The organism is Tenacibaculum sp. SM2510 (assembly GCF_057002845.1).
In genome coordinates this window covers 1,050,007-1,075,189 of sequence record NZ_CP192703.1, presented here as the reverse complement: position 1 = coordinate 1,075,189, position 25,183 = coordinate 1,050,007, and the positions used below count along the sequence as shown (strand labels likewise).

Annotated in this window: 18 protein-coding genes; 6 read left to right on the top strand and 12 right to left on the bottom strand. The window is 31.3% G+C overall.

Features of this window, described 5'->3' with window-relative positions:
* Window positions 1–105: 105 nt before the first annotated feature.
* The 3 genes from ACQ629_RS04850 to ACQ629_RS04840 are packed head-to-tail and all read right to left on the bottom strand — an operon-like array spanning window position 106 to window position 6,010.
* Window positions 106–2,172 (bottom strand): OmpA family protein, encoded by a 2,067-nt coding sequence (locus tag ACQ629_RS04850; protein WP_483706816.1) that lies wholly within the window; start codon window positions 2,170–2,172, stop codon window positions 106–108.
* A 12-nt stretch (window positions 2,173–2,184) separates the two neighbouring features.
* The gene (locus ACQ629_RS04845; RefSeq protein ID WP_483706815.1) at window positions 2,185–3,135 is read right to left on the bottom strand and encodes a PorP/SprF family type IX secretion system membrane protein; all 951 of its coding nucleotides are present in this window, start codon (window positions 3,133–3,135) and stop codon (window positions 2,185–2,187) included.
* 4 nt (window positions 3,136–3,139) lie between these two features.
* Window positions 3,140–6,010: a T9SS type B sorting domain-containing protein gene (locus ACQ629_RS04840; RefSeq protein ID WP_483706813.1), complete on the bottom strand. Its 2,871-nt coding sequence runs from the start codon at window positions 6,008–6,010 to the stop codon at window positions 3,140–3,142.
* A gap of 154 nt (window positions 6,011–6,164) precedes the next feature.
* Between ACQ629_RS04840 and ACQ629_RS04835 the strand changes: the two genes are divergently transcribed.
* Entirely contained in the window at window positions 6,165–7,520 is a 1,356-nt protein-coding gene (locus ACQ629_RS04835; RefSeq protein WP_483706812.1) for a UDP-N-acetylmuramate--L-alanine ligase, read from the top strand.
* Here the strand turns inward: ACQ629_RS04835 and ACQ629_RS04830 are convergent.
* The 7 genes from ACQ629_RS04830 to trkA form a co-directional block, all read right to left on the bottom strand.
* Window positions 7,513–8,568: a nucleotidyltransferase domain-containing protein gene (locus ACQ629_RS04830; protein WP_483706811.1), complete on the bottom strand. Its 1,056-nt coding sequence runs from the start codon at window positions 8,566–8,568 to the stop codon at window positions 7,513–7,515. The genes ACQ629_RS04835 and ACQ629_RS04830 overlap by 8 nt on opposite strands.
* Entirely contained in the window at window positions 8,558–9,667 is a 1,110-nt protein-coding gene (locus tag ACQ629_RS04825) for a hypothetical protein (protein WP_483706810.1), read from the bottom strand. The genes ACQ629_RS04830 and ACQ629_RS04825 overlap by 11 nt, the downstream gene beginning before the upstream one ends.
* A gap of 64 nt (window positions 9,668–9,731) precedes the next feature.
* A complete protein-coding gene (locus tag ACQ629_RS04820; RefSeq protein ID WP_483706809.1) occupies window positions 9,732–9,902 on the bottom strand; it encodes a hypothetical protein in 171 nt (56 codons plus the stop codon).
* Window positions 9,903–9,913: 11 nt separating this feature from the next.
* A complete protein-coding gene (locus ACQ629_RS04815; protein ID WP_483706807.1) occupies window positions 9,914–14,779 on the bottom strand; it encodes an Ig-like domain-containing protein in 4,866 nt (1,621 codons plus the stop codon).
* A gap of 132 nt (window positions 14,780–14,911) precedes the next feature.
* Complete coding sequence (locus tag ACQ629_RS04810; protein ID WP_483706806.1) at window positions 14,912–15,550, bottom strand: phage tail protein; 639 nt, start codon at window positions 15,548–15,550, stop codon at window positions 14,912–14,914.
* Window positions 15,551–15,793: 243 nt separating this feature from the next.
* Window positions 15,794–17,293: a TrkH family potassium uptake protein gene (locus tag ACQ629_RS04805; RefSeq protein ID WP_483706805.1), complete on the bottom strand. Its 1,500-nt coding sequence runs from the start codon at window positions 17,291–17,293 to the stop codon at window positions 15,794–15,796.
* Window positions 17,293–18,639: a Trk system potassium transporter TrkA gene (gene trkA / locus ACQ629_RS04800; protein WP_483706804.1), complete on the bottom strand. Its 1,347-nt coding sequence runs from the start codon at window positions 18,637–18,639 to the stop codon at window positions 17,293–17,295. Before trkA ends, ACQ629_RS04805 begins: the two co-directional genes overlap by 1 nt.
* Before the next feature lie 98 nt (window positions 18,640–18,737).
* Here trkA and radC point away from each other — a divergent pair, with 98 nt between their 5' ends.
* The 4 genes from radC to ACQ629_RS04780 are packed head-to-tail and all read left to right on the top strand — an operon-like array spanning window position 18,738 to window position 22,221.
* Complete coding sequence (gene radC / locus ACQ629_RS04795) at window positions 18,738–19,424, top strand: RadC family protein (protein ID WP_483706803.1); 687 nt, start codon at window positions 18,738–18,740, stop codon at window positions 19,422–19,424.
* A gap of 24 nt (window positions 19,425–19,448) precedes the next feature.
* On the top strand, window positions 19,449–20,753 hold the full coding sequence (locus ACQ629_RS04790; protein ID WP_483706802.1) for a polysaccharide deacetylase family protein: 1,305 nt from the start codon (window positions 19,449–19,451) through the stop codon (window positions 20,751–20,753).
* Between the two features lie 30 nt (window positions 20,754–20,783).
* The gene (locus ACQ629_RS04785; RefSeq protein ID WP_483706800.1) at window positions 20,784–21,461 is read left to right on the top strand and encodes a YjjG family noncanonical pyrimidine nucleotidase; all 678 of its coding nucleotides are present in this window, start codon (window positions 20,784–20,786) and stop codon (window positions 21,459–21,461) included.
* Between the two features lie 28 nt (window positions 21,462–21,489).
* On the top strand, window positions 21,490–22,221 hold the full coding sequence (locus tag ACQ629_RS04780) for a hypothetical protein (RefSeq protein WP_483706799.1): 732 nt from the start codon (window positions 21,490–21,492) through the stop codon (window positions 22,219–22,221).
* 49 nt (window positions 22,222–22,270) lie between these two features.
* Here the strand turns inward: ACQ629_RS04780 and ACQ629_RS04775 are convergent, their stop codons facing one another.
* Window positions 22,271–23,542 (bottom strand): replication-associated recombination protein A, encoded by a 1,272-nt coding sequence (locus ACQ629_RS04775; RefSeq protein WP_483707164.1) that lies wholly within the window; start codon window positions 23,540–23,542, stop codon window positions 22,271–22,273.
* 76 nt (window positions 23,543–23,618) lie between these two features.
* Between ACQ629_RS04775 and ACQ629_RS04770 the strand changes: the two genes are divergently transcribed.
* A complete protein-coding gene (locus tag ACQ629_RS04770) occupies window positions 23,619–24,332 on the top strand; it encodes a rhomboid family intramembrane serine protease (RefSeq protein WP_483706798.1) in 714 nt (237 codons plus the stop codon).
* 37 nt (window positions 24,333–24,369) lie between these two features.
* Here ACQ629_RS04770 and rlmB read toward each other — a convergent pair whose 3' ends face one another.
* Window positions 24,370–25,107: a 23S rRNA (guanosine(2251)-2'-O)-methyltransferase RlmB gene (gene rlmB / locus ACQ629_RS04765; protein WP_483706796.1), complete on the bottom strand. Its 738-nt coding sequence runs from the start codon at window positions 25,105–25,107 to the stop codon at window positions 24,370–24,372.
* Between the last annotated feature and the right edge of the window lie 76 nt (window positions 25,108–25,183).

Here is a 25,183-nt window from a genome sequence, read left to right as displayed (position 1 = left end):
TGATTGAGTTTAACTCTAAAGATAATTAATAAAGCAATAACTTATTTTAATTATTTAGATTGTCTATAAAACAAAGAACGAACCAATTGGCTCGTTCTTATTAATTTAATACATTTTTTTTACGATAAATTCACATCTTCTATTTACCTCGTGTTGCTCTTCGGTACATGCGTTTTCTGTTTGGCATTTTATAATAGGCTTTGTTTCACCATAACCAATGGCAGAAATTCTATCAGGTTCAATGCCTTTTTCCATAAAATACATTCTTGCAGAAGTAGCTCTTTTTTGTGATAATTCTAAATTGTATCGATTATTTCCTCGAATATCAGAATGCGTACCTATTTCGACTACCATAACAGGGTACTTTTTCATTAAGTCAATTACTTTGTCAATTTCTTTTTTAGTATCTCGGCGGAGATACCAAAGTTTATAATCAAAATTTATTTGATCTGTTTTAATAATAATTCTATTATTTTCTTTTTCTATGTTTTTTTCAGCAGCAATTGCTTGGGCTATTTTAGTCTTTTTTAGTAGCCTTAGTTTGTTGTTCGCTTTTATGATTAATTCTTTTTCTCTTGTAGTTTTTAACTTAATAGCAATTTGTCTTTCCCTTTCAATTTCGGTAATTGATTTTAGCGCTAAAGAAGCGTCATTATTCTTGTCTCTTTCTTTATAAGTGGTAACTTTTTTTTGCTTTTGTTGATATTCTTTTTTAGAGGCTGTAATTATGTAAGACGTTTCACAAGCAACATTGAAACTAAAGAAACCTTTACTATTAGTATGTGTTTTTTCTAATTCAGTTTCGTTTGTACTAATTAAAATTAATGTATTTGCTAATATTTTATTAGTATCAATATCTGTAATTGTACCTGAAATAAATTGCTTACAGTTTTTAATAATTAAAGGTTTTTTTTCTATAATTTTATAAATATCATCACCTCCTTTACCCTCTAATCTATTAGAAGCAAAATAACCTTCTTTAGTATCAGAATTAATAGAAAAAGAAAAATCATCATAGCCTGAATTTACAGGGAAACCTACATTATCTGGTTTACTAATTTTTTCATTAGAAATAGTGCTTACAAATACATCTAAAGAACCAAAACCTGGGTGGCCATTTGAAGAAAAATAAAACTTATTATTTTTGCTAATAAAAGGGAATTGTTCTTTTTTAGAGGTGTTGATGGTTGCACCTAAATTTTTAGGAACATCAAAAGTACCATCATTATTAATTGCAACAGAGTAGATATCGAAAGAACCAAAACCATTAGGCATATCTGATGCAAAATACAATGTTTTTTCGTCGTAGCTTAATGCAGGATGCTCGGTAGAATATTCGTTATTATTAAAAGGAAGAGGAGTAATATTACTCCACTTTCCATCAATGAATTCTGTTTTATAAATTTGGACATGCGTAATTTTGTTGTTGTCTTTTTTACGTTTTCCTTTTATAAAATTGTTACGGGTAAAATAAGCTGTTTTACCATCTTTTGTAAATACAATAGTAGCTTCGTGCAGTTTTGTATTTATGGTTTCAGAAAAAGAAGTAGCAAGGCTATCTCCTAAATGTATTTTGTTACTAGGAATTGTATACAAGTCTAAATAGGACTGCCCGTTCCAACCATACTTTTTATTAAAAGTGTTGTTTTCTTTTTTAGATGCAGCAAAAATAATATCACTTCCTCTTTGAATCGCGCCAAATTCAGATTGACTTGTATTTATGGCTAAGTTTTCAATCATAAAACGATTACCTAAAGCACTTACGTTTTCAAGATATTTAATTTCCTTCTTTAAAGTAGTAAATTTTTGTATATCATTTTTTTTGTAATAACTTAAAAGAATATTGTTAGCACTGTTGTACTTTTTGTTAGCTTTTAATGTCGTTGCATATTTAAAATAATAGCTTTCATCTAGTAGTGTTTTATAATATTTAAACAGTGTTTTATAATGTTTTGAAGCATACTGCATATTATTTAAGTAATAATAAGTGTCTGCAAGGTTTCTTATAGCTTCGAAGCTTTTCTCTTCTTTTATTGCTTTTTCATATAGTGGTATTGCTTCACTATAAAAAGCTTTGTTAAAATATTTATTGGCTCTTTTTAAATGCAAACTTTGAGCATTAGAAGCGATGGTTATAAAGATTGTAAATAATACGAATGTTATTTTTTTCATAATATGCTTTTTTTAGAAAAATCGAGGAGATTTATCATATCCTTTTCTTAATCCTACTGTATCAAAATCAAAGAGTACCATTATTTCATGTGTGCCTGAATTAAAGCTACTTAAATTTGTACTTGTGTAATCAAAAGCATATCCAATTCTTAACGAATCAAAAGCCCTAACATTAAACATAGCACTATAAGAATCGTTAATTCTATAAGACAAACCAGCTTCAAACTTACTGTTAAATAAAACATTTAAAGAAGTATCTAAAACTACAGGAGATCCTTTTACGGCTTTCATCATAAATGAAGGTTTTAGCTTAACGGTGTTGCTTAATTTATACACATATCCACCATTAACAAATAAATGAATTTCATCACCACCAAGGCTATTAACTCCATTACGTTCTTCAATGTATTTAGTATTTAAAAGATTAGGGACAGAAACACCTAGGTAGTAACTGTCTGTAAAATAGAAAGCACCAGTACCAAAATTTGGGAGTGATTTGTTTTGATCTTTAAAAGCTAAATCATTCGTGATAAAACCAGTTGTAGTATCGTCATCAGGAAACCTAAAATTTGTAAAATTTGTATTAAAATTTGTAATTCCAGCTTTTAGCCCTAATGATAATTTGTGTCCTTCAGCAAGTTTTAAGATGTAAGCAAAATCAGCATAAATATTATTTTCTTTTAAGGCTCCGTCACCAATATTATCAGTTATAACGGAAACACCAACTTCTATTTTTTCACTTAGTGGCACGTGGGCAAATAAGTTATATGTTTTAGGAGATCCTACTGCCGATTTCCATTGAGTTCTATGTATAAAACCGAAATTAATAATACCTAAATCATTGGTTACATATGCAGGGTTTACCACATTCTGATTGTACATGTACTGAGTATACTGTGGATCTTGTTGCCCAAACACCGTTAGTACGGTATTTAAACAAATGATAAATATAATTTTTTTCATGTTATTATTTACTTAGATAAATTCTACCTTGTTTTGGTTTTAAATCGCTTTTATTATATCTAAGAATATAAAAGTATACGCCGCTAGTTGCTTCATTTCCAGAGGAAACTGTTCCATCCCATTTAGGGAAAATTATATCCCCTTTAAATAAAGATTGACCATATCTATTAAAAATTTCTAGTTGATATTCTGGGTAGAAGTATTCAATATTAGGAATAAAATAGTAGTCATTAGTACCATCATTATTAGGGGAAAACCCGTCTGGAATAAAAAAATCATAATCTTCAGGGTTGCAATTATTAAGGGTTACCGATACTTGGGCTCTTTCACTCTCACAACCAGAATATGTGTCAACACTAGCAACGTAGTATATCGTATTTGCATCTAATAAATCAGAATTGTTAAGTTCTAATCCTCCTTCAATAGCATCGTACCAAATAAGCTCGTAATTAGTAGTGTTTGTTATAGAGCTCTCAAAATCGAATAATGTAGGATTCTCTAAGGCACATAAAAGTGTTGTTCCTTCTACTACTGGTTTAGGAGGCGTAACTATTGTAACGTTAAAAGGTACTCTAGAAACACTTTCACATCCATTAATGCTTTCTGTAGCGTAATATGTTGTATCATTAATTAATAGCGTATTAGTCGATAGTAAATTACCCTTAGAAGGGCTATCGTACCATAGGAGTTCTCCTGAATTAATTTGCGCATCTAAATTAGCAAGAGTTGCATTTTCTTTACTACAAAATAAAGGCTCAGTATTTGTAGCGCTTATAATTTGTAGTGTAAAAATAGTTACGGTTACTACAGAGCGCTCAGCACTTTCACAGTTACTGTTTAAGTTTTTGGCAGTTACGTAATAATCTTCACCATTAACAAGTGGGGTTGAAATATTAAGAGAATCGATTGAAGTATTATTTGCGTACCAAGTTAAATTTTCGCCACTATTTACAATTATATCAGCTAAAGTAGGTGAATTTGGAGCGTAATTTGAAAAACAAAAAGACTGATTAGCTTCAAGTACGGGGGCTTCTGGGAGGCCATTTATAGAAAAGTTTTCTTGTACCTCAAAATCAAAATTCACTCTACAGGGAGTTGTGTCATTTTGAGTGCTTTTTAGTATTACATTATAAAAACCATCATCTAAATTATTGATGTCGATATTGTAGTTAGCCATTCCTCCATTAAAAACAATGGTGTTTTCAACTAATACTCTAGTACTATTAACATCAATTACTTCATAGCTTATATAGTATTGCCCATCAGCTAAATTGGGTGCATTTATACCCACTTTTAAATCAGAAGCATTACAAAAATTATCTACTGAGATATCTAATTGAATATCTTCAGGAACTCGATTAATTGTGAAGTTATAATTAATACAGTTTAATCCGCTTTGGTTTGCTGATTGAATTGTAAAATTATAATCATTTTCATTAACAGGAAAGTTAGATAAATTAATTGGTAATGTAACTTCTCCGTTTATAAAATCAAGGTCAGTAGCTATAGTTGCATTTGTAGTATCACTTGTAATGGTATAATCAACGTTTTTTGTACCAGTAAATAAATTTCCTTGATCATCATAAAAATTATAAATAATCAGGTTAAGGTTGTTTTCTCCATAACAAGTGTCTTCTATTTTAGCTTTTGCTTCATATATGGTAAAATAATCACTAGTTATAATAAAAGAATTACAAATAGCACCTTCTATGCTGTTTATAACAGTTGTTTTAATTGCATAACTTCCGGGTGGTAGTGAGTTTGCTGGTATTGAAAAATTGGCGTTTCTAGTAGTGTTATCAGTATTAGTAATATTAATGTTATCTACAATACCGTTATAAACAATTTGATTGGTAATTGTATTTTCAATTTCATATTCTAACTTATAAATAAAATTAGTGTCAAGAGTACGCGTATGTGCAATTTCAACATTAATCAGGTTACCGGTGCATAGATTGTTAACTTTAAATTGACCTGAAATTTTTGGTAAGATTATTTTAACAATAGCATCGTCAGAAGAACAAACACCATGGGGTTGTAATACAGAGTAACTAAACTCATATACGCCAGATCCGAAATTGGCATAAATTTCTTTAATATTAATAGTATGATCTAAAGGGCTTGTTATTTGATTTGTCGAGTTTTTGTCAGTCCAAATTCCGTTTGTGTCTTCACCAGATATATAGTCAAACAAATTTATGTTTTCATAAGGGGTTAAATCATCGGTGTCACAAATTTCAATATTAGTGGCTTCTCCAGCTTCTGGAGCTCTATGCACTTCTAATATTACTTTTGCTCTTTTTTGTGGGCAACTTTTAAATGAATTAGTCGTATAGTAAAAAGTATAGGTACCAGGACCAGCTGAGTAGGTGTTAAATAAATTACCAATTAAAAAATTTGTTTTGGTAGCAGGATCTTCTGTCCATTCTCCATTTATATCAGCAGTTAAGTTAACTAAGTTGTTATCTAAAAACTTAAATAAATCAACAACGATTTCATCACTACAGGCATTAGCTCCTCCATCAACATTATCCTCACCAGGGTAACCACCCAAAGAAATGGTAACTTCCGCACTTTCATTACAAGTAGGGTTGGTGTAAGTGAATGTGTGGTCTCCAAATCTATTTATAGCCCATAAGTTTACAACTCCTGTAGTACTGTTTATTGCATTTTGATTGATAGGGCTGTTAGCAAACCAAGTACCACCAGCTTCAGGAGCGCCTGCTAATTCATCAAATAAATTTAAGTTTTGGTAATTAACATCAGATTCTTTATCGCATACTGTTATCGTATTATTTATTCCTGCACACTGAGAAAAAAAATTGTATGAGGATAGTAAAAGCAAGAAGAAATATATGGGTGTTTTTTTAGGCATACGGGTAATTATTTATAGCAGTTTTTATGTTGGCAAAACAACATAAAAAACAGCGATTAATAAAAATAAAAATCATTAAATTTTAAAAACGATGATTTCTGTTTTTTTAAAGCTGTTGTTCTTTATTATATTTACAGAAAATTAAGAGATTTAGATGAAAGTACATTTTATAGCGATAGGCGGAAGTGCAATGCATAATTTAGCAATTGCCTTGCACCAAAAGGGATACCAAATTACAGGAAGTGATGATACAATTCACGACCCTTCTAAATCTCGTTTAGCAAAGCGTGGATTATTACCAGAAAAATTTGGTTGGTTTCCAGAAAAAATAAATGCCGATTTAGATGCTATAATTTTAGGAATGCATGCTAAGAAAGATAATGTTGAGTTGTTAAAAGCACAGAAGTTAGGTGTTAAAATATATTCATATCCAGAGTTTTTATATGAGCAGTCTAAAGATAAAACGCGTGTTGTTATTGGAGGTTCTCACGGAAAGACAACAATTACTTCAATGATTTTACATGTGTTAAATTATCATGAAAGAGAAGTTGATTATATGGTAGGAGCACAGTTGGAAGGCTTTGATACCATGGTGCATTTAACCGAAGAAAATGAATTTATTGTTTTAGAGGGAGATGAGTATTTAAGCTCTCCGATAGATATGCGTCCGAAATTTCATTTATACAAGCCAAATATTGCGTTGTTAACAGGAATTGCATGGGATCATATTAATGTATTTCCAACGTTTGAGAACTACATAGAGCAATTTAAAATATTTAATGATTCGCTTACCAATGGCGGAATGATGGTTTATAATGAAGAAGACTTAATTTTAAAAGAGGTTGTTGAAAACTCTAATCATCCGATAAAAAAATATCCATACAAAACACCTACTTATTTTATAGATAACGGAATTACGTATTTAGATACTTCTGATGGAGATTTGCCTTTAGAAATTTTTGGTGATCATAATTTACAAAACTTGGCAGGGGCAAAGTGGATTTGCCAACACATGGGAATTGATGAGGATGATTTTTATGAAGCAATAGCTAGTTTTAAAGGAGCTAGTAAACGATTAGAAAAAATTGCAGAAAATAAAACATCAGTAATTTTTAAAGATTTTGCACATAGCCCAAGTAAAGTAGCTGCAACAACTACAGCTGTAAAGAAACAATATTCAGAAAGAACAGTTTTAGCGTGTTTAGAGTTACATACGTATTCAAGTTTAAATGCTGAGTTTTTAACAGAATATAAAGGTGCTTTAGATAAAGCAGACAAAGCAGTGGTGTTTTATTCACCGCACGCAGTAAAAATTAAGCAACTAGAAGAGGTTACAGAACAGCAAATTGCGGATGCTTTTAAACGTGATGATTTAATTATATATACCAACCCTGCTGAGTTTAAAGAGTATTTATTTAATCAGAATTTAGAAAACACCGCCTTGTTACTAATGAGTTCTGGTAATTATGGAGGTTTAGATTTTGATGAAGTTAAAAGGTTGGTTAATTAAATATTTTTTTAATAAAAATTGTTCTATATTCTTTTAAATATATAGCTTTTAAAATAACATTAAAACGATGATGATATAGAAAATACAATTCCCATTTCTTTTGATAAGAGATGCTTTTTTTTGGATGTTCTATAAAATACAGTTGTTTATTTACATAGTTTTCAGACTTATTTGTTTTAGTATATTCTAAAGAATTTGGTTGGTTAAAAAAATGATAAGTGCTGGCTACGAAGTTTGTAAAGAAACTTATTTCTGGTTTTTTTGTAATAGAAAGTATTTTGTTAACTTTTGTAAACTTAGAGAGTAAGTATAAATCATAAGAATTTCTAAATGAAATATTTTTTGTCCACTGTGCTTTGTCGTTAATTTGTTTGTTAAAGCACGTTAAAAGTAATTGATTATTAAAGGAAAGTACAGAGGTAGTATCTGGTAGTTTTTTTATATCGGTATATATATAATTATAATTAAACCAATCATTTTTTGTAACCATTTTATAGTGAACTTCAATAGCCGCCGTTTTTTTGTTTTTTGTCATTTTAGGGTAATGTCGATTAAGAATTGTGCTATCAATATCTTTTTCGTTTTTTTGAGAATACCCGCTTTTTTTTAAGATATTTACGGTTTTTGCAAACTCCTTTTTATCAACCAAAAAATCAATATCCCCAACCATGCGCTCTGCAATATCTTCGTATAGATTGTCTAATAAATTACCTGTTCCTTTTAAAAATATAGGAGTGATATTATTTTTAAGAAGTAACTCATTTATTTCTTTGGCTTCAGCTATAATTTCAGAATTTCTAGTGCGGTTTAAAGCTGTTATATGTTGCATATAGGCAACTAAATCATTAGGTAAGTAATGTAGAAAATCAGCACGTTTTAAATTACAATACAATGCAGGAAACACATAATGAGAAGTGCTTAATTTAACCACATTATCCCAATCGATATTTCCAGATTTTATTTCTTGTTTAACTATTTCATAATTGTGTTTTTCATGTGTAATAGTTAAGCATTTACCAACAAACAATAGTGTTTCTTTATAAGTCATCGTTAAAAATTTTATGTACCGTCTCAATCATTTTACTATTGTTAGAATAGGTAAGTTGGTAGCAAGTTAGTTTTTCAAACCAGTCTAAGAATTTTATTACATTTTCTGGTATAGGTGATAACCAAGAGTCAGGAACTAATTGTTGAAATGCATCTAAATTAGATATTTTAGAAACTAACAAGTCACTGTCTTTTTTGTATTTAATAAAAACCAATGCCTTGCAAGGAAAATGTTGGTAATTATTAGAATTATTAGGAATAAGGTAACGAACAATTTTATTTAGCTTTTTAAAATGATACTCGGCAGAATTTTGTAACTCAGGATAAATAGGAAGTAATGTTTTTAAACTATTTTTTTTAATTGAAATAGCAGAAGGAAAGCTATAGATATGCTGTTTTTTTGCATCAATAGGTACAAAATCATCAGCTAAACAGGTAAAGTCGTTTGCTTGTAATAGCGCTAAAGATGTACTTTTTCCGTTCCCTGAATCTCCTAAAAAAAGCATAGATGATGTGCCGTTACTTATTGCTGATGCATGAAAAACACCAAGCCATTCATCTTCTGTTTTTTGATGCATGTGTTCTACTATTTTCATGGAAAATTTTCCCTGAAAAAAGTGAACATCTTTTAATAGCCAAGTTTCTATAACTTCATTATTTATAGAGAAAGAAATATGCTGGTCGTTACTATACACATGAAATGAATCTATTTTACCTTCAGGTTTACTAGTTTCTAAGTGTGCAAATTTTGGATGTACTAAAAATCGTTCATATTCGGTAGAATAGTGAACATGAATAATAACATCATTAATTTTATAATAAGATTGGTATTGAAATAGTTGAGGCTTTTTAACTAAATAATTATTAGGTTTTTCTTTTGACGGTGTGGTTAATAATTTAGAAATATCATCTATAATAACAGAAATTTTATGGTTTGTGGTGCTGTTTTTATCAGATAAAGCAGTTATGATTTCTTCTTTAGTAACTTGATTGTTTAAAAGAGAAATAATTTCAGCAACAAAAGGTTCTACTATTAAGTATTGGTTGCTTTTTTGAAGCCATAAGATAGTTTTGTTTTCTAATGTTCGCTGTAAAATCATAGGTAGTAAAAATAATAAAACCCCGAAATAATCGAGGTTTTATTGTTAAAAAAATAAAAAGATATTAAAAGTCTTCTCCTGGAGCTCCAGGGCTTTGCGCTTGTGCTTTTTGTGGACTTAAAATAAGATAAGTTCCTAAAGCGGTTAAAGCTGCATACTTACCATAACCACCTATTTTTTTTAGAGCCTCTTTTCGAGAGATGTCTTCACTATTATTTTTAATTTGTTTTTTCATGATGCTGTATATTATTCTAAAATAATTTTCTTACTAATTTTACCTAAATCTGATTTTAATTCTACAATGTAAACTCCCTTAGATGTTTCTGGTAATTTAATTATATGAACACCTGTAGATTTAAATTGTGTGCTAATTATTTTTTTACCCAAAATAGAGTAAATGTTTAACGATGCGTTATCAGTTTGTAAACCAGCAACAGTTAATGTATTATTAGTTGATCTATAAATACTTACATTTTGTAATTCTTGTTTAATATCAAAATCTTCTATGTTTTTAGCACTTGTATGAATGTAAAATTGACCAGTACCCTTAGCAGTATTTTTTAAGGTTACAACATAATTTTCTTTAGAAATATTTACTAAAGTATTATTAACTCTATCTTCTAAAAATACATTACTGTTATTTGGTAAGTTTTGTGCTTTTAAAGAAAAGGTAACTTTTTTACCAGCTTCAGCAATTAAACCTACAGGTACTATCATTGTTTCTAGGTTTTGATTAGGTAAAGCTTGAATAGCTAGTTTTTTACCTTCATTACCAGAAACCAATTCTGTATATACATTGAATTTGTAATCAGCACCTCCAAATATTTTAGAATCGTACCCGTTATCAAAACCAGTAGTTTTATTATCAACATAAAATACTTTAGTAGAAGCTTTGTTAATGCCTTCAGCTATTGATAGTTCGAAAGTAGATTTTGGTGCTTGTCTCATAAAAGTATCATTTTGATGACTTTGATTAGAGGCAGCAAAGGTAATATTACCATTAGAACCTGCTTCAACAAAGAAACCTTGCCCTGGTGCAAGCTCTATAGAACTTAAAGCATTATATGTTACATACGATGTTCCGTTCCATAACCAAACTGTTTCTTCGCTTAGTAAACCTGTGTTTGCAGTAGTAAATGTTGCAGAGTTTACATAAGAAGTAAACGGGTTTCCTATTAAATTAAAGTTATCACGAGTTCCTGTTGTGATTGGATATGGCACACTAGATGTGTTAGCAGTTCCTGTAATAGATATTTCTCCAGGAGCATCTAACTTCATAGACAATCCACCTCCTGATGGTACAGGTCCGGTTGTTGTTAAAGTTGAATATGCCCAAGTAGCACCTATGTTATTTAAATATGCTCCTATACCTATATTGCTACCTGTTCCTGAAGCAAAGGTATGATTACTAATAATATTTTCAGAAGTCTCTCCAGAAACCGGAGGAGCTACTAAGTACCAATTTGTTGTTGGTAAGCTTCTTTTGTATGTTACGACACCCGTTACTGTACTCTGAGGTATAAAACTTGCTCCAGAATCAATAGTTAAGGTATTAAATGTTACCGCTGCACTAGCTGTTGGGTAATTTACTAAACCACTAGGAATAATAATATCTGAATTCGCAGGAGGAACATTTGTTGGGTTCCAATTTGACGAGACTCCCCATGTACTATTGGATACTCCTGTCCAAGTATAAACAGGAGGTGTATTGTCTATTACAAAAGTATTATTGTTAGTTCCTGTTGGTGTTAAATTAGTTAATGCATTACCTACTACATCAGCAATGTTTTGACCACCAGCAAATCCTATAGTTACTGTTCCATTTAACCCAGCTAAATCTCCACCAGAAACTGTTACTCTATATGTATTTCCACTAGGGTTAGTTACCGAAGCAACCGTAGCTGTAGTTCCACTTACAGCGAAATCTGTTGCATCCACATTGGTTACTACACCATCAAAAGTTACATCCCAAGCTAATGCATCAGCATTTGTAGGACTAGTTGTAGGACTCTGACGCGCAATACTGCTGATAAGCGGTTGCGTATTATCTATTACAAATGTATTATTGTTAGTACCTGTTGGTGTTAAGTTAGTTAAGGCATTACCGACTGCATCAGTAATGTTTTGACCACCAGAAAATCCTAAAGTTACTGTTCCATTTAATCCAGCTAAATCTCCACCAGAAACTGTTACTCTATATGTATTTCCACTAGGGTTAGTTACCGAAGCAACCGTAGCTGTAGTTCCACTTACAGCGAAATCTGTTGCATCCACATTGGTTACTACACCATCAAAAGTTACATCCCAAGTTAATGTATCAGCATTTGTAGGACTAGTTGTAGGACTCTGACGCGCAATACTGCTAATAAGCGGTTGCGTATTATCTATTACAAAAGTATTATTGTTAGTACCTGTTGGTGTTAAGTTAGTTAAGGCGTTACCCACTGCATCAGTAATGTTTTGACCACCAGCAAATCCTAAAGTTACTGTTCCATTTAACCCAGCTAAATCTCCACCAGAAACTGTTACTCTATATGTATTTCCACTAGGGTTAGTTACCGAAGAAACTGTAGCAGTTGTTCCACTTACAGTGAAATCAGTTGGATCGACATTGCTAACAGGCCCATCAAAAGTTACATCCCAAGCTAAAGCATCTGCATTTGTTGGGCTTGTTGTTGGAGTCTGACGAGTTATACTACTAATAAGTGGGTTGGTATTATCTATTACAAATGTATTATTGTTAGTACCTGTTGGTGTTAAGTTAGTTAAGGCATTACCCACTGCATCAGTAATGTTTTGCCCTCCTGTAAATCCTAAAGTTACTGTTCCATTTAACCCAGCTAAATCTCCACCAGAAACTGTTACTCTATATGTATTTCCACTAGGGTTAGTTACCGAAGCAACCGTAGCTGTAGTTCCACTTACAGCGAAATCTGTTGCATCCACATTGGTTACTACACCATCAAAAGTTACATCCCAAGCTAATGCATCAGCATTTGTAGGACTAGTTGTAGGACTCTGACGCGCAATACTGCTGATAAGCGGTTGCGTATTATCTATTACAAAAGTATTATTGTTAGTACCTGTTGGTGTTAAGTTAGTTAAGGCGTTACCCACTGCATCAGTAATGTTTTGACCACCAGCAAATCCTAAAGTAACTGTTCCATTTAAAGCAGCTAAATCACCACCAGAAGCAGTTATTCTGTACACATTACCACTAGGGTTAGTTACCGAAGAAACTGTACCAGTTGTTCCACTTAAAGTGAAATCAGTTGGATCGACATTGCTAACAGGCCCATCAAAAGTTACATCCCAAGCTAATGCATCAGCGTTTGTTGGGCTTGTTGTTGGAGTCTGACGAGTTATACTACTAATAAGTGGGTTGGTATTATCTACTACAAAAGTATTATTGTTAGTTCCTGTTGGTGTTAAATTAGTTAAAGCATTACCAGCGGTATCAGTAATATTTTGACCAGCAGCAAATCCTAGTATTATTGTTCCGTTAACACTAGCTAAATCTCCGCCTGAAAAGGTTACATCATATGTTGTACCTGAACCAGCTGTACCAATAGATACTCCTGAAGCTCCTGTAATAGTAAAGTCAGCAGCTCCTACATTTTGAACACTTTCATCAAACGTAATTCTAAACACTAATGCATCTGCATTGGTAGGGCTTGTAGCTGGTGTTTGACGAACAACACTTGTGATACGAGGAGCAGTAACATCTGCTGTCGTAAAATTAAAAGTTACGTCATCTGAAATACCTGCAAAACTAGTGCCTCCTACATCATCTATAGCTGTTGCGTCAATTCTGATTGAATAATTATTTGAACCAGATAAATTACTTGTCGGGTTAATATATAGTTTGTCATTAACGATACCAACAGCTCCAGGGCCTGGACTAGTTGTAGCCGTTGCTCCCGAGATGTCAAAATACTCAGAATTTGAAAAGTTGGTAAGGTCACGTAAACTAATATTACCGGTACCTTTAGCTATATTCTCATTGAAACCTACTACTATATCGTTACTAGTAGCAACACTAATAGCATTGTCATTAGGTGTAGAACCAGCACTGTTAAATGTAGGAGCTACAGCACTAGATACAACGGTAGTTGTAGCATCAGTATCAGTATCAGTAGCATCATTTACCACCACAGTAAAAGTTGTAGTTTCTGAAGATGCTGTTCTGTTGTCTGTAGGATTATAAGATATAGCTCTTAATTTTGCTTGTAAATCAGCAATTGTAGTACTCGCAATTGCATAAGGACCAGTACCTGTTAAACCAGTACCTGATAAAATACCTTTGGCATTATTATCTAGGGTAATGGTTGCAGATAAATTATCTCCATCAGCATCGGTAGTTGTTATTGCAGAAAAAGGAGATAATGTAGCATTATCATTTACTGCTTGACCTGCTGAAGTACCTGCTATTACTGGAGCAGTATTTGATACAGGGGTAGCAGCGTTTGAAATATCTATAGATTTTAGAGTATAGTTACTAGGTGACCCTCCACCAGATACAGTAATTATAATTTCCGCTACACCAGTTACAGGCAATGTGTTTCCTGCTGTGTATAAACTACCTATAGAAACATTTGTTTGAGTAAGAGGGCCAGGATTAGACATTGTTTGAAGTGTAACACCATTTTTATCTTTAAAAACGATTGTTGAAGACGCATATGTAGAGCTTCCAGAAAAATCTGCAACGATAATATCGTTTACGTCGAATGATTCTGCATCAATATTATCAGCTTTAATAGTATGAGTTTCTGAAGCTCCAGCTCCATTTACGATACCATATAGCTCATTGGGTGTATGTTCTAAATTATTGCTAACTACTAATTCAGGAATATTGGTAATTGTTTCAAAACCAGTTCCTCCAGAATCAGGGCCGCCTAAGCCATTAAATGTTTGAGAAGCTAGCATGTTAATATTAAAAATAGACGTAAAGTTGTCTATAGGAATATTTCTGAAAATAAAGTAATTAGTTTCAGAAAACTCAGTTTTTAATTTTTTATTTACTGTTTTATTAATCGCATATAAACTCGTTTGGCTAGATACCAAAAGAATAAATACTAGTAAATAAGAAAAAGAATGGTAAAGTTTTTTCATAATGTATTGTTTGATTAAATAGTATATAAATATAGTAAAATATTGTTAGATAGGTTTTTATTTTTTTTATACACATAAACAAACAATACTTAATAAGTATTGTTTGTTTATGTGTATGTTGTTAGTAGAAGTTTAACTTCTTGAAGGAAAAACCCCTTGTGTACAAATGATATAATTAATTGATAAATAAGGTTGCATGTTGTTAATTGGCTGATTATTTCCTGTATTACCAACAGTTACACTTACTCCGTTTGTAGCCATATTAGCATTAGTCGTAGTAGTATAAATATTAGAACTAGCGGTAGTAGATCTATCAATAGGTGTTTTGGCAAGACCTAAAACATTGCCAGTTGGGTCGTTTGTTGTACCACTTGTATTTGATGCTTTTACTGTTCCTGTAGCAGCATGCGTATGACTAGGCAGTTGAGTTACATTTAAAATGTTTGTTGAAACACCTCCTTTTTGACCTAATCTATAGCTTGGTAAACCTGGTCCATTTCTTGGCCCAATAGGAGCTCTACCACGCAAATCTGGCAAAGCAAAAGTGGTTCTTCCATCACCACCATAAGTAGTTCCTAAAATTGAAAATAATGCTGTATTTTGCGCTATTGATAATAACTGTCCGTCGCAATATGCCCATGTTCTTGGAGCAAAATTTCCTGCAAACATTCTTACTTCTCCAATAAAACCTTCTTGTGCTTGTACATTGGTACTCGTCATTGAAAAGAGTGCAATAAATAGTAGTCCAATAAATTTAATTTTTAGTTTCATAATGTGTAAAATTTAGTTTATTAATATTTGTTTTCTCTATAGACATTGGCGTAAATCTCTTTATTATTAAAGTAAAAAAAAGAGTATGTACGTGTCTTCGATACTCAAATTTAGGAATTAGGGGCAGGTCAATAGCAAACAATTCCTTAAGTGCATAAATTATAGACATAAGGGGTCTTATAAAAGGCATAAGAAGATATGTTTTATAGGAGTAAGTTTATTTAAAAAGAAAAGAAAATAGAATTAGCTTTTACGCCAAAAGAAAGGTGTAAATAATATTAAGACAGTAAAAAGCTCTAAACGACCTATAAGCATTAAAAAAGAACAAAACCATTTAGCTCCTGTAGATAAATGATTAAAATTACTTACTGGGCTTACGCTACCTATTGCTGGGCCAATATTTCCTAAAGAAGAAGCACAGGCTCCTATAGCTGAATAAAAATCTAAACCGAAAAAAGTTAATACTACAGCTCCAATAATAAAAATCAGCATATAAAAAATAAAAAACGAAAGGATGTTAAATACAATGGTTTGTTTTACAGCTCTACCATCATAACGAACTGGTATTATAGCATTAGGGTGTAATGATTTTTTAAACTCTAAAAAACTATTTTTAAGCATTACAATATGGCGAACAATTTTCACACCACCAGAGGTAGACCCTGCAGAGCCCCCTAAAAAAAAGAGAGAAAAGAATATCGCGGTAATAAAGAAACTCCACATTGTAAAATCGGCACTTACAAAACCAGTTGTTGTTACGACAGAAATTACAGAAAAAAGAGAGTGTCTTATAGCACTTTCTACTTTACCTAAAACCATTGGGTGATTTATAGATGTTTTTAAAGCTGGATCTTGATTAAAAAGAATCATTACGGCAATAATCGCAGAAATTGTTAAGGTACCAAATAAGTAATATTTAAATTCTTCACTCTGAATTACTTTTCTGAACTTTCCTTTTAAAGCAAAGTAAGTAAGTACAAAATTAGTACCTGCAATAAACATGAAGAATATAATTATATATTGAATTAAGGGAGCGTTATTCCAGTGAGCAATACTTGCATTTTTTGTAGAAAAACCACCTGTACTCACTGTTGCCATGGCATGATTAATGGCATCAAACCAATTCATACCTGCTAGTTTTAAAAGAAGAAATTCAACAATAGTTAGTAGTACATAAATTTGCCATAACCGCTTGGCTGTGTCTGTTATACGAGGGTGTAGTTTATCTGCTGATGGGCCAGGTGCTTCAGCCATAAATAATTGCATTCCTCCAATACCTAATAAAGGTAAGATTGCAATGGTAAGTACAATAATTCCCATACCACCAATCCAATGTGTAGCACTCCGCCAAAAAAGAATCCCTTTAGGCATTGATTCTATATCTGTTAAGATAGATGAACCGGTTGTTGAGTAGCCTGATATTGTTTCGAAAAAGGCATTTGTTACACTAGGGATACTACCAGATAATAGGTAGGGAAGCATTCCTGTAACAGATAAAGTAAGCCACCCAAAAGTAACAATAAGGTATCCTTCTTTTTTTTGAATTTTTTTATTGTCGGGTTTGTTAAAAAGGTAAAGAACTAAACCTATAGCGATAGTAATAATACCTGCATTTAAGATTCCCCATTTTGAGGTTTCATTATAATAAAAACTAAAAGGTAACGAAAGCCACATGAATAAACCGTTAAGTATGGCAGTTATTCCTAAAAAACGATAAATTAGCTTTAGATTAAGGTTTTCCATTATTTAAACAGGTCTTCTACCATAGATATTGCTTCAGGTAAACAAAAAATAATTGCTTTATCACCTCCTTGAAGTTGAAAATCTCCGAAAGACATATGAGGTTTACCATCTCTAATTACCCCTCCAAAAACGGCTTCTCTAGGAAAGCGTAAATCTTTAATAGGTTTTTCTGTTACTTTAGCATTTTGTGGTACTTCAAATTCAAAAACCTCCGCATCAATATTGTGCAAATTCGCTAATGCTAAGATATCTCCTTTACGTATGTGACGGAAAATACTACTAGCAGCAATTAATTTTTTGTTAATAAGTGTGTCTATACCAATAGTTTGCGATATGTTTATATAATCCATATTTTCAACTAAAGCAACTGTTTTTTTTACGCCTTTAGATTTTGCAACTAAACAAGACATAATATTCGTTTCAGAATCACCCGTTACGGCAACAAAAGCATCCATTTCTCGAATATTTTCACCTTCTAAAAGTTCTATATTTCTTCCATCACCATGAACTACTAAAGTATCCATTAAATCTTCAGCAAGGCTTAATGCCTTTTCTCTTCTGCGTTCTATTAATTTTACTTTAAAGTTGTCCTTACAAAGACTTCTGGCTGTTTTTCTACCAATACTACTACCTCCAAGAATCATAACATTTTTAATGTTAACATGCTCTTTACCAATAATAGGGTATAGTTTAGAAATACTATAATTTGGCACTGAAAAATAAACTTGATCGTTCATTTTATAGGTAGTATCACCACGAGGAATAATAGTTTGTGCTATTCCTTCTCGCTTTATTGCAATGGTAATAAAATCGACTAAACTAAATTTTTCTTTAGCTTCTTTAACGGTTAAATCTAATATTTTTGATTTATAACCAAGGGCAGTTCCCATGATATTAAAAACACCGTTTTCAAAGGCCACCGTATCATTAAAAGACGATTGATTTAAGAGTAATTTTATTTCTTCAGCAGCTAAAGCCTCTGGAGAAATCATAAAATCTACTCCAAAATCTTTGAAGTTTATGCTGTCGTTTTTTAAGAATTCAGGGTTGTTTATTCTCGCAATTGTTTTTTTTACACCTAGTGCCTTACCAATAACAGATATGGTAAAGTTGGTGTTTTGACTTTCGGTAACGGCCAATAACAAATCGGCAGAACCAATACCAATTTCTTTTAATAACTTAATAGAAGTAGCGTCTCCTTTTTTTGTTATTACATCTAAATGATTATTGATGTAATTCAGCTTCTCGCCGTCAAAATCAATTACAAAAGTATCTTGAGATTCGTAAGAAAGGAGTTTAGCCAGGTGAAAACCTACGCTTCCAGCTCCGGCTATAATAATTTTCATATGTAAGTTTGAAAAATGATAGAAGGCAAAGATACAGTGCTTCTTTTGGTTGTGCAAAAAATGAATTATATTTATATAGAATTCTGATACTGTAATAGATGAAAAAGATATCAATTAAATCTTGGGCTTTAGATGATAGACCTCGTGAAAAATTAATGCTAAAAGGCAAGTCGGTTTTATCGGATGCAGAGTTAGTAGCTATTTTAATAGGTTCTGGTAATAGAGAGGAAAGCGCGGTTGCATTGTCTCAGAAAATATTAGCCTCCGTAAATCATGATTTAAATGCTTTAGCAAAACTATCTATCGAAGAGTTAATGCAGTTTAAAGGAATAGGAGAGGCGAAGGCAATTTCAATCATTACAGCATTAGAATTCGGAAAAAGAAGACAGTTTGAAGAGAGACATACTGTTTTGAAAATAAAAAGTTCATTAGATGCCGTGACCATACTACAACCGTTGTTGGGTGATTTAGAACATGAAGAATTTTGGGTTTTATATTTAAATAATTCGAATAAAGTCCTGGCAAAACATCAATTAAGTAAAGGAGGTTTCACGGCAACTTTAGTAGATGTACGATTGTTATATCAAAAGGCATTAAAATTATCAGCAGTTGGGATTATAGTATCACATAACCATCCTTCAGGAAAATTAAGGCCAAGTAAATCAGATATCGAACTTACCAATAAAATTAAAGAAGCAGGTGTTACTTTAGATATAAAACTCTTAGACCATTTAATAATTACCGAAAAAATGTATTTTAGCTTTGCAGACGAAGGGATACTATAGTCGTTTGTTTATTTAAAAAAAACTATGATACTTATTTACACTCATAAAATTACGCCTCGTGTTCGGTATGTTTTTAAGCACATTTTTACGCGAATATTACAAATCCCTATCGATTTTACCGGTAAAGTAGAGGAGTTTGTAGCGTATAATGGACCTAAATTTTCGTATACAAACGTAGCTTTAGGAAAAGAGTTTTTTGTAAAAAGTAATGAATTATTATTTCAACAAGGAGTGAGAAATTTTGAAATAAATTTTAAAAAATGGAATGGTATTCCTTGCTTTTTTCCAACAGATGAACAATCAGAAATACCTTTTGATATTTTTGCTGCAAGCTTTTATTTAGTATCTAGATATGAGGAGTATTTGATACAGGTAAAAGATGAACACGGACGGTTTTCTGCAACCGAAAGTATTGCTTTTAAATATGGTTTTTTAGAGAAACCTGTAGTTGATATTTGGGCATATAAATTTCTAGAAATTTTAAAAATTAAATTCCCAGACTACGAGCACTCAACAAGAAAATATGAATACATTTCTACAATTGATGTAGATAATGCTTTTGCCTACAAGTATAAAAGCTTTGTGCGAACTGTAGGAGGGTTTTTAAAAGATGCATCACAATTTAAAATATTTACAATTTGGGATCGACTTGCAGTTTTGTTTAATATAAAAAGAGACCCTTTTAATACGTTTAAATCAATAATAGAATTAAAAAAAATATACGAAGTCCGAACTATATTTTTCTTTTTAATAGGAGATTATACCACTTTTGATACAAATGTTTCAGCCTCAAAAAGTAAGTTTAAATTACTAATAAAAGATATGGTAGATTATGCTCGGGTAGGTTTGCACCCTTCATATTATACCATGAATAATAGTACACAGTTAAAAAAAGAAAAAGAACGGCTAGAGAATATTATTAATATGCCAATAAGGCGTTCGCGACAGCATTACTTACGATTATCATTACCAGAAACATATCAGAATTTAATTGATTTAGAAATAACGGAAGATTATTCTATGGGGTATGCAAGCCATACTGGTTTTAGGGCCGGAACTTGTACGCCTTTTTATTTTTATGATTTAGAATTTGAAATTCAAACACCTTTAAAAGTGTTTCCGTTTGCCTTAATAGATACTACTTTAAATGATTATATGAAATTGACTCCAAAACAATCATTAGGGAAAATAAGAGATCTTAAAAATGAAGTAAAGGCGGTAAATGGACTTTTCATTACTGTTTTTCACAATGAAAGCTTAAGTAATTATCAACGTTGGAAAGGTTGGAGACGCGTATATAGTTCGATGTTGAAAATAGTTAGAAGTTAAATAAAACCTTGTTTAGAATAATATATTAGAATGAATATAAAACACATTTTTTTTGATTTAGATCACACGCTTTGGGATTTTGATAAAAACTCCAAGCTAACCTTTAAACAAATTATAGAAGAACAAAATATAAAATTAAACATAGATGATTTTTTGAAAGTTTATTTGCCAATAAATTTAAAATATTGGAAACTTTACAGAGACGAAAAAGTATCAAAAACAACCTTAAGATATAATAGGTTAAAAGATACTTTTGATGCCTTAAATTATAAAGTATCAGATGATTTAATTATTACTATTTCTGACGATTACATTAACTACTTACCTAATTATAACCATTTATTTGAGGGAGCTGTTGAGGTTTTAGAGTATTTAAAGCTAAAGTATGAGTTGCATATAATAACAAATGGTTTTGAAGAAATTCAAAGCTTAAAGATGCAGAAATCAGGAATAGATACATATTTTAAAGAAGTTATCACCTCAGAAAGTGTGGGAGTAAAAAAACCGAATCCTAAGGTTTTTGAGTATGCTTTAATGAAAGCAGAAACAACTGCTGAAGATGCTATAATGATAGGAGATAGTTATGAAGCAGATGTTTTAGGGGCGTTAAATTCTGGTATGTTAGCTATTCATTTTACTAATGAAACAGAACCACAATCGGGAGTATTAAATATTCAGTCACTAATAGAATTAAAACAATATCTATAAATCAATTTTTATATAAATTAAAATAAACATGAACAAATTACTTTTTATTTTATTGATGCTAACAACATCAGTTTTTGCTCAAAAGAACATTAATAACTACAAGTATGTAATAGTGCCTAAGAAATTAGATTTTGTAAAAAAAGAGGATCAATATCAAACAAGTTCTCTAACAAAATTTCTATTTAATAAATATGGTTTTATAACCATTTTATCAGATGAAAAATTACCAGATGATTTAGCTAAAGATAGGTGTTTGGGATTAACAGGGATTGTTAAAGATGAATCGGGGATGTTTTCAACAAAAACTGTTGTTGAGTTACGAGATTGTTTTAACAATATTGTTTTTACTTCTGGAGCTGGAAAAAGCAAACTGAAAGAATACAAAAATGCATATCACGAATCTATACGTGATGCTTTTAAATCTATTGAAGCTTTAAAGTATAGTTATGTTCCTCTTAAGGGTGAAAAAATAGAAGAACCTGTTGTGTTGAATACTAAAGTCATATCGCCTAAAGTTTTATTAGACAAAACTGTTAATAAAGCTAAAGTAACTAGTTTATATGCGCAATCAATAAGTAACGGATTTCAATTAGTAAATACAAAATCAGAAGTTATTTTTCAAATATTAAAAACTACTGTTAAAGATGTTTTTATACTAAAAAATAAAAACGGAATTTTATATAAAAATAATACTATTTGGATTGCTGAATATTATAAAGATGGGATAAAAATTATTGAGAAATACGAAGTTAAGTTTTAATTTCTATTTAAAATCACATTAAAAAAGAGCGCTATTATAGCGCTCTTTTTTAATAATTATATTTATCCTTCCAACGTTGTTTTAGTAACTCCCTAAATTGATTTTCTCGAGCATTATTACCGGGTTCATATAATTTTGTGTTCTTAATTTCATCAGGCAAAAATTCTTGACTAACAAAATTACCAGCATAGTTATGTGAATATTGATAGTCCTTTCCGTAATCTAAATCTTTCATTAGTTTTGTAGGAGCATTTCTTAAGTGCAACGGAATTGATAAATCACCTGTCATTCTCACTAAGTTCTGAGCTTCGCCAATTGCCATATAGGATGCATTGCTTTTTGCTGAATTAGCTAAGTAAATAGCACATTGACTAAGTATAATTCTCGATTCAGGATAACCAATTACAGATACAGCCTGAAACGTATTATTAGCCATAATAAAGGCAGTAGGGTTTGCATTACCAATGTCTTCTGAAGCAGCAATAAGAAGCCTACGTGCAATAAACTTTACGTCTTCGCCACCTTCAATCATTCTAGCCAACCAATAAACAGCGCCATTAGGATCGCTACCTCTTATCGATTTTATAAAAGCGGAAACAATATCGTAATGTTGCTCCCCAGTTTTATCGTAACGAACCGTGTTTTTCTGAATTTTAGATAAAACTAATTCATTCGTAATTTCAATCTCATCATTGGCTGCAACTAATAATTCAAAAATATTTAATAATTTACGAGCATCTCCACCAGATACTTGTAATAAAGCATCAGTTTCTTTTAAAGTTATTTTTTTTTGAGAGATAAGTTCATCTTTTTTCATAGCTCTATGTAACAGCGCTATTAAATCGGTTTTATCAAATGAATTTAAAATATACACCTGGCAACGAGAGAGTAGGGCAGGTATCACTTCAAAACTTGGGTTCTCAGTTGTTGCACCAATTAAAGTAACCCATCCTTTTTCAACCGCAGCTAACAACGAATCTTGTTGAGATTTACTAAAACGATGAATTTCATCAATAAATAAAATAGGATTCTTTTGTGTAAACAACCCACCACTTTTTTTTGCCTTTTCTATTACCTCTCTAACATCTTTTACGCCCGAACTTATAGCACTTAAGGTATAGAAGGGGCGTCCCGATTCGTTTGCGATAATATTTGCTAAGGTTGTTTTTCCGATACCAGGAGGCCCCCAAAGAATTAAAGAAGGTATAATTCCTTGTTTAATGTGGTTTGTTAAAATTCCGCTTTCGCCAACTAAATGTTGTTGACTAATATAGTCGGCTAATTGTTGTGGACGTATTCTTTCTGCCAAAGGTTCATTCATGATGTAAAAATATAAAAGATTTATGACAGATGTTCCGAAATTGTTGTTTGGATTTATTTTTGTTATTTTCATACTGATGAAAACAGCAACTCAATTAAAATTCTCGAATACCGTTTTTCTTATTCCGTTTATTTTCGTTCTCCTAATATGGTTTATTTATTGGGTAGAAATTACATTCGGATTTAATTTTAATAAATATGGAGTAGCCCCCAGAAAAATTTATGGTTTAAGAGGTGTTTTAGCATCTCCATTTATACATAGTGATACGAGTCACCTTTTTAATAATTCAGTCCCTTTATTTGTGCTTTCTACTTGCCTTTTTTATTTTTATAATAAGGTTGCATTAAAAGTTTTAATCTATGGAGTACTCTTAACAGGTTTTTTGACGTGGAGTATTGCATCTAGCTCATACCATATTGGCGCTAGCGGTATAGTATATCTACTGTTTAGTTTTGTTTTTTTTAGCGGAATAATAAGAAAACACTATCGATTGGTAGCTGTATCGTTAATTACAATTTTTCTTTACGGAAGTATGATTTGGTATGTATTACCAATTAAAGAAGGTATGTCTTGGGAAGGACATCTTTCAGGATTAATAACAGGTTTTGTTTTTTCTTTTTTTTACAGAAAAAATGGAATAGTAAAAGAAAAATACGAGTTTTCTAAAACTGATTTTGATGATATGTTTGATGAAGAAGGTAATTATATTCCACCTGAAATTAATGAAGAGAATGAATTAACTAAACTATCAGAATTAGATTATAAATTTTTTTATAAAGAAGAAGAATAAAAAAAAACCTGCTTTTAAGCAGGTTTTTTTATTTATATTATTGTCTTTGTCTTAGTGTTTCATAAAGAAATACACCACAGGCAACAGAAACATTTAAAGATTCAATTTCACCAAGTAAAGGTAATTTAGCTTTGTAATCGACCATTTTTAAAACAGAAGTACTTACACCTTTATGCTCAGAACCCATTACAATTGCCATTGGTTGATTAAAATCAACATCAAAAACAGAATCTTCTGTTTTTTCGGTAGCAGCAACCATTTTTATACCTGCCGCTTGTAATTGAAACATAGCATCTTTAATATGATCTACCTTACAGATAGGAATTTTAAAAGCTGCACCAGCAGATGTCTTTATCGTTTCGGCATTTACAGGAGCACTACCACTTTTTTGAATGATAATTCCGTTAACACCTGTACATTCAGCTGTTCTAATAATAGCACCAAAATTACGTACATCAGAAACTTGATCTAATAATAAAAACAAAGGCATTTTATCAGACTCTAAAGTAGTTTCAATTAATGTTTCTAAATCATGAAAGTCTATAGGAGAAATTTTAGCAACAGCTCCTTGGTGGTTACTGTGTTTAGATAGTCTATCAAGTTTTTCTGTAGGAACAACACTAGTTGATACTTTATTTTTTCTTAATAACTTATCTAATTCAAAAAATAACTCGCCTCTAAGTCCTTTTTGTAAATATACTTTGTTAATTGATGCATCACTTTCAATAGCTTCAATAATTGCTCTAATACCAAAAATAGTAGTGTTTTCTTCCATGCTGCAAATGTACTAGAATTTATGGTATAAAAAAACCACCTCGTTAGAGGTGGTTTTAATTATTTATAATATGGTA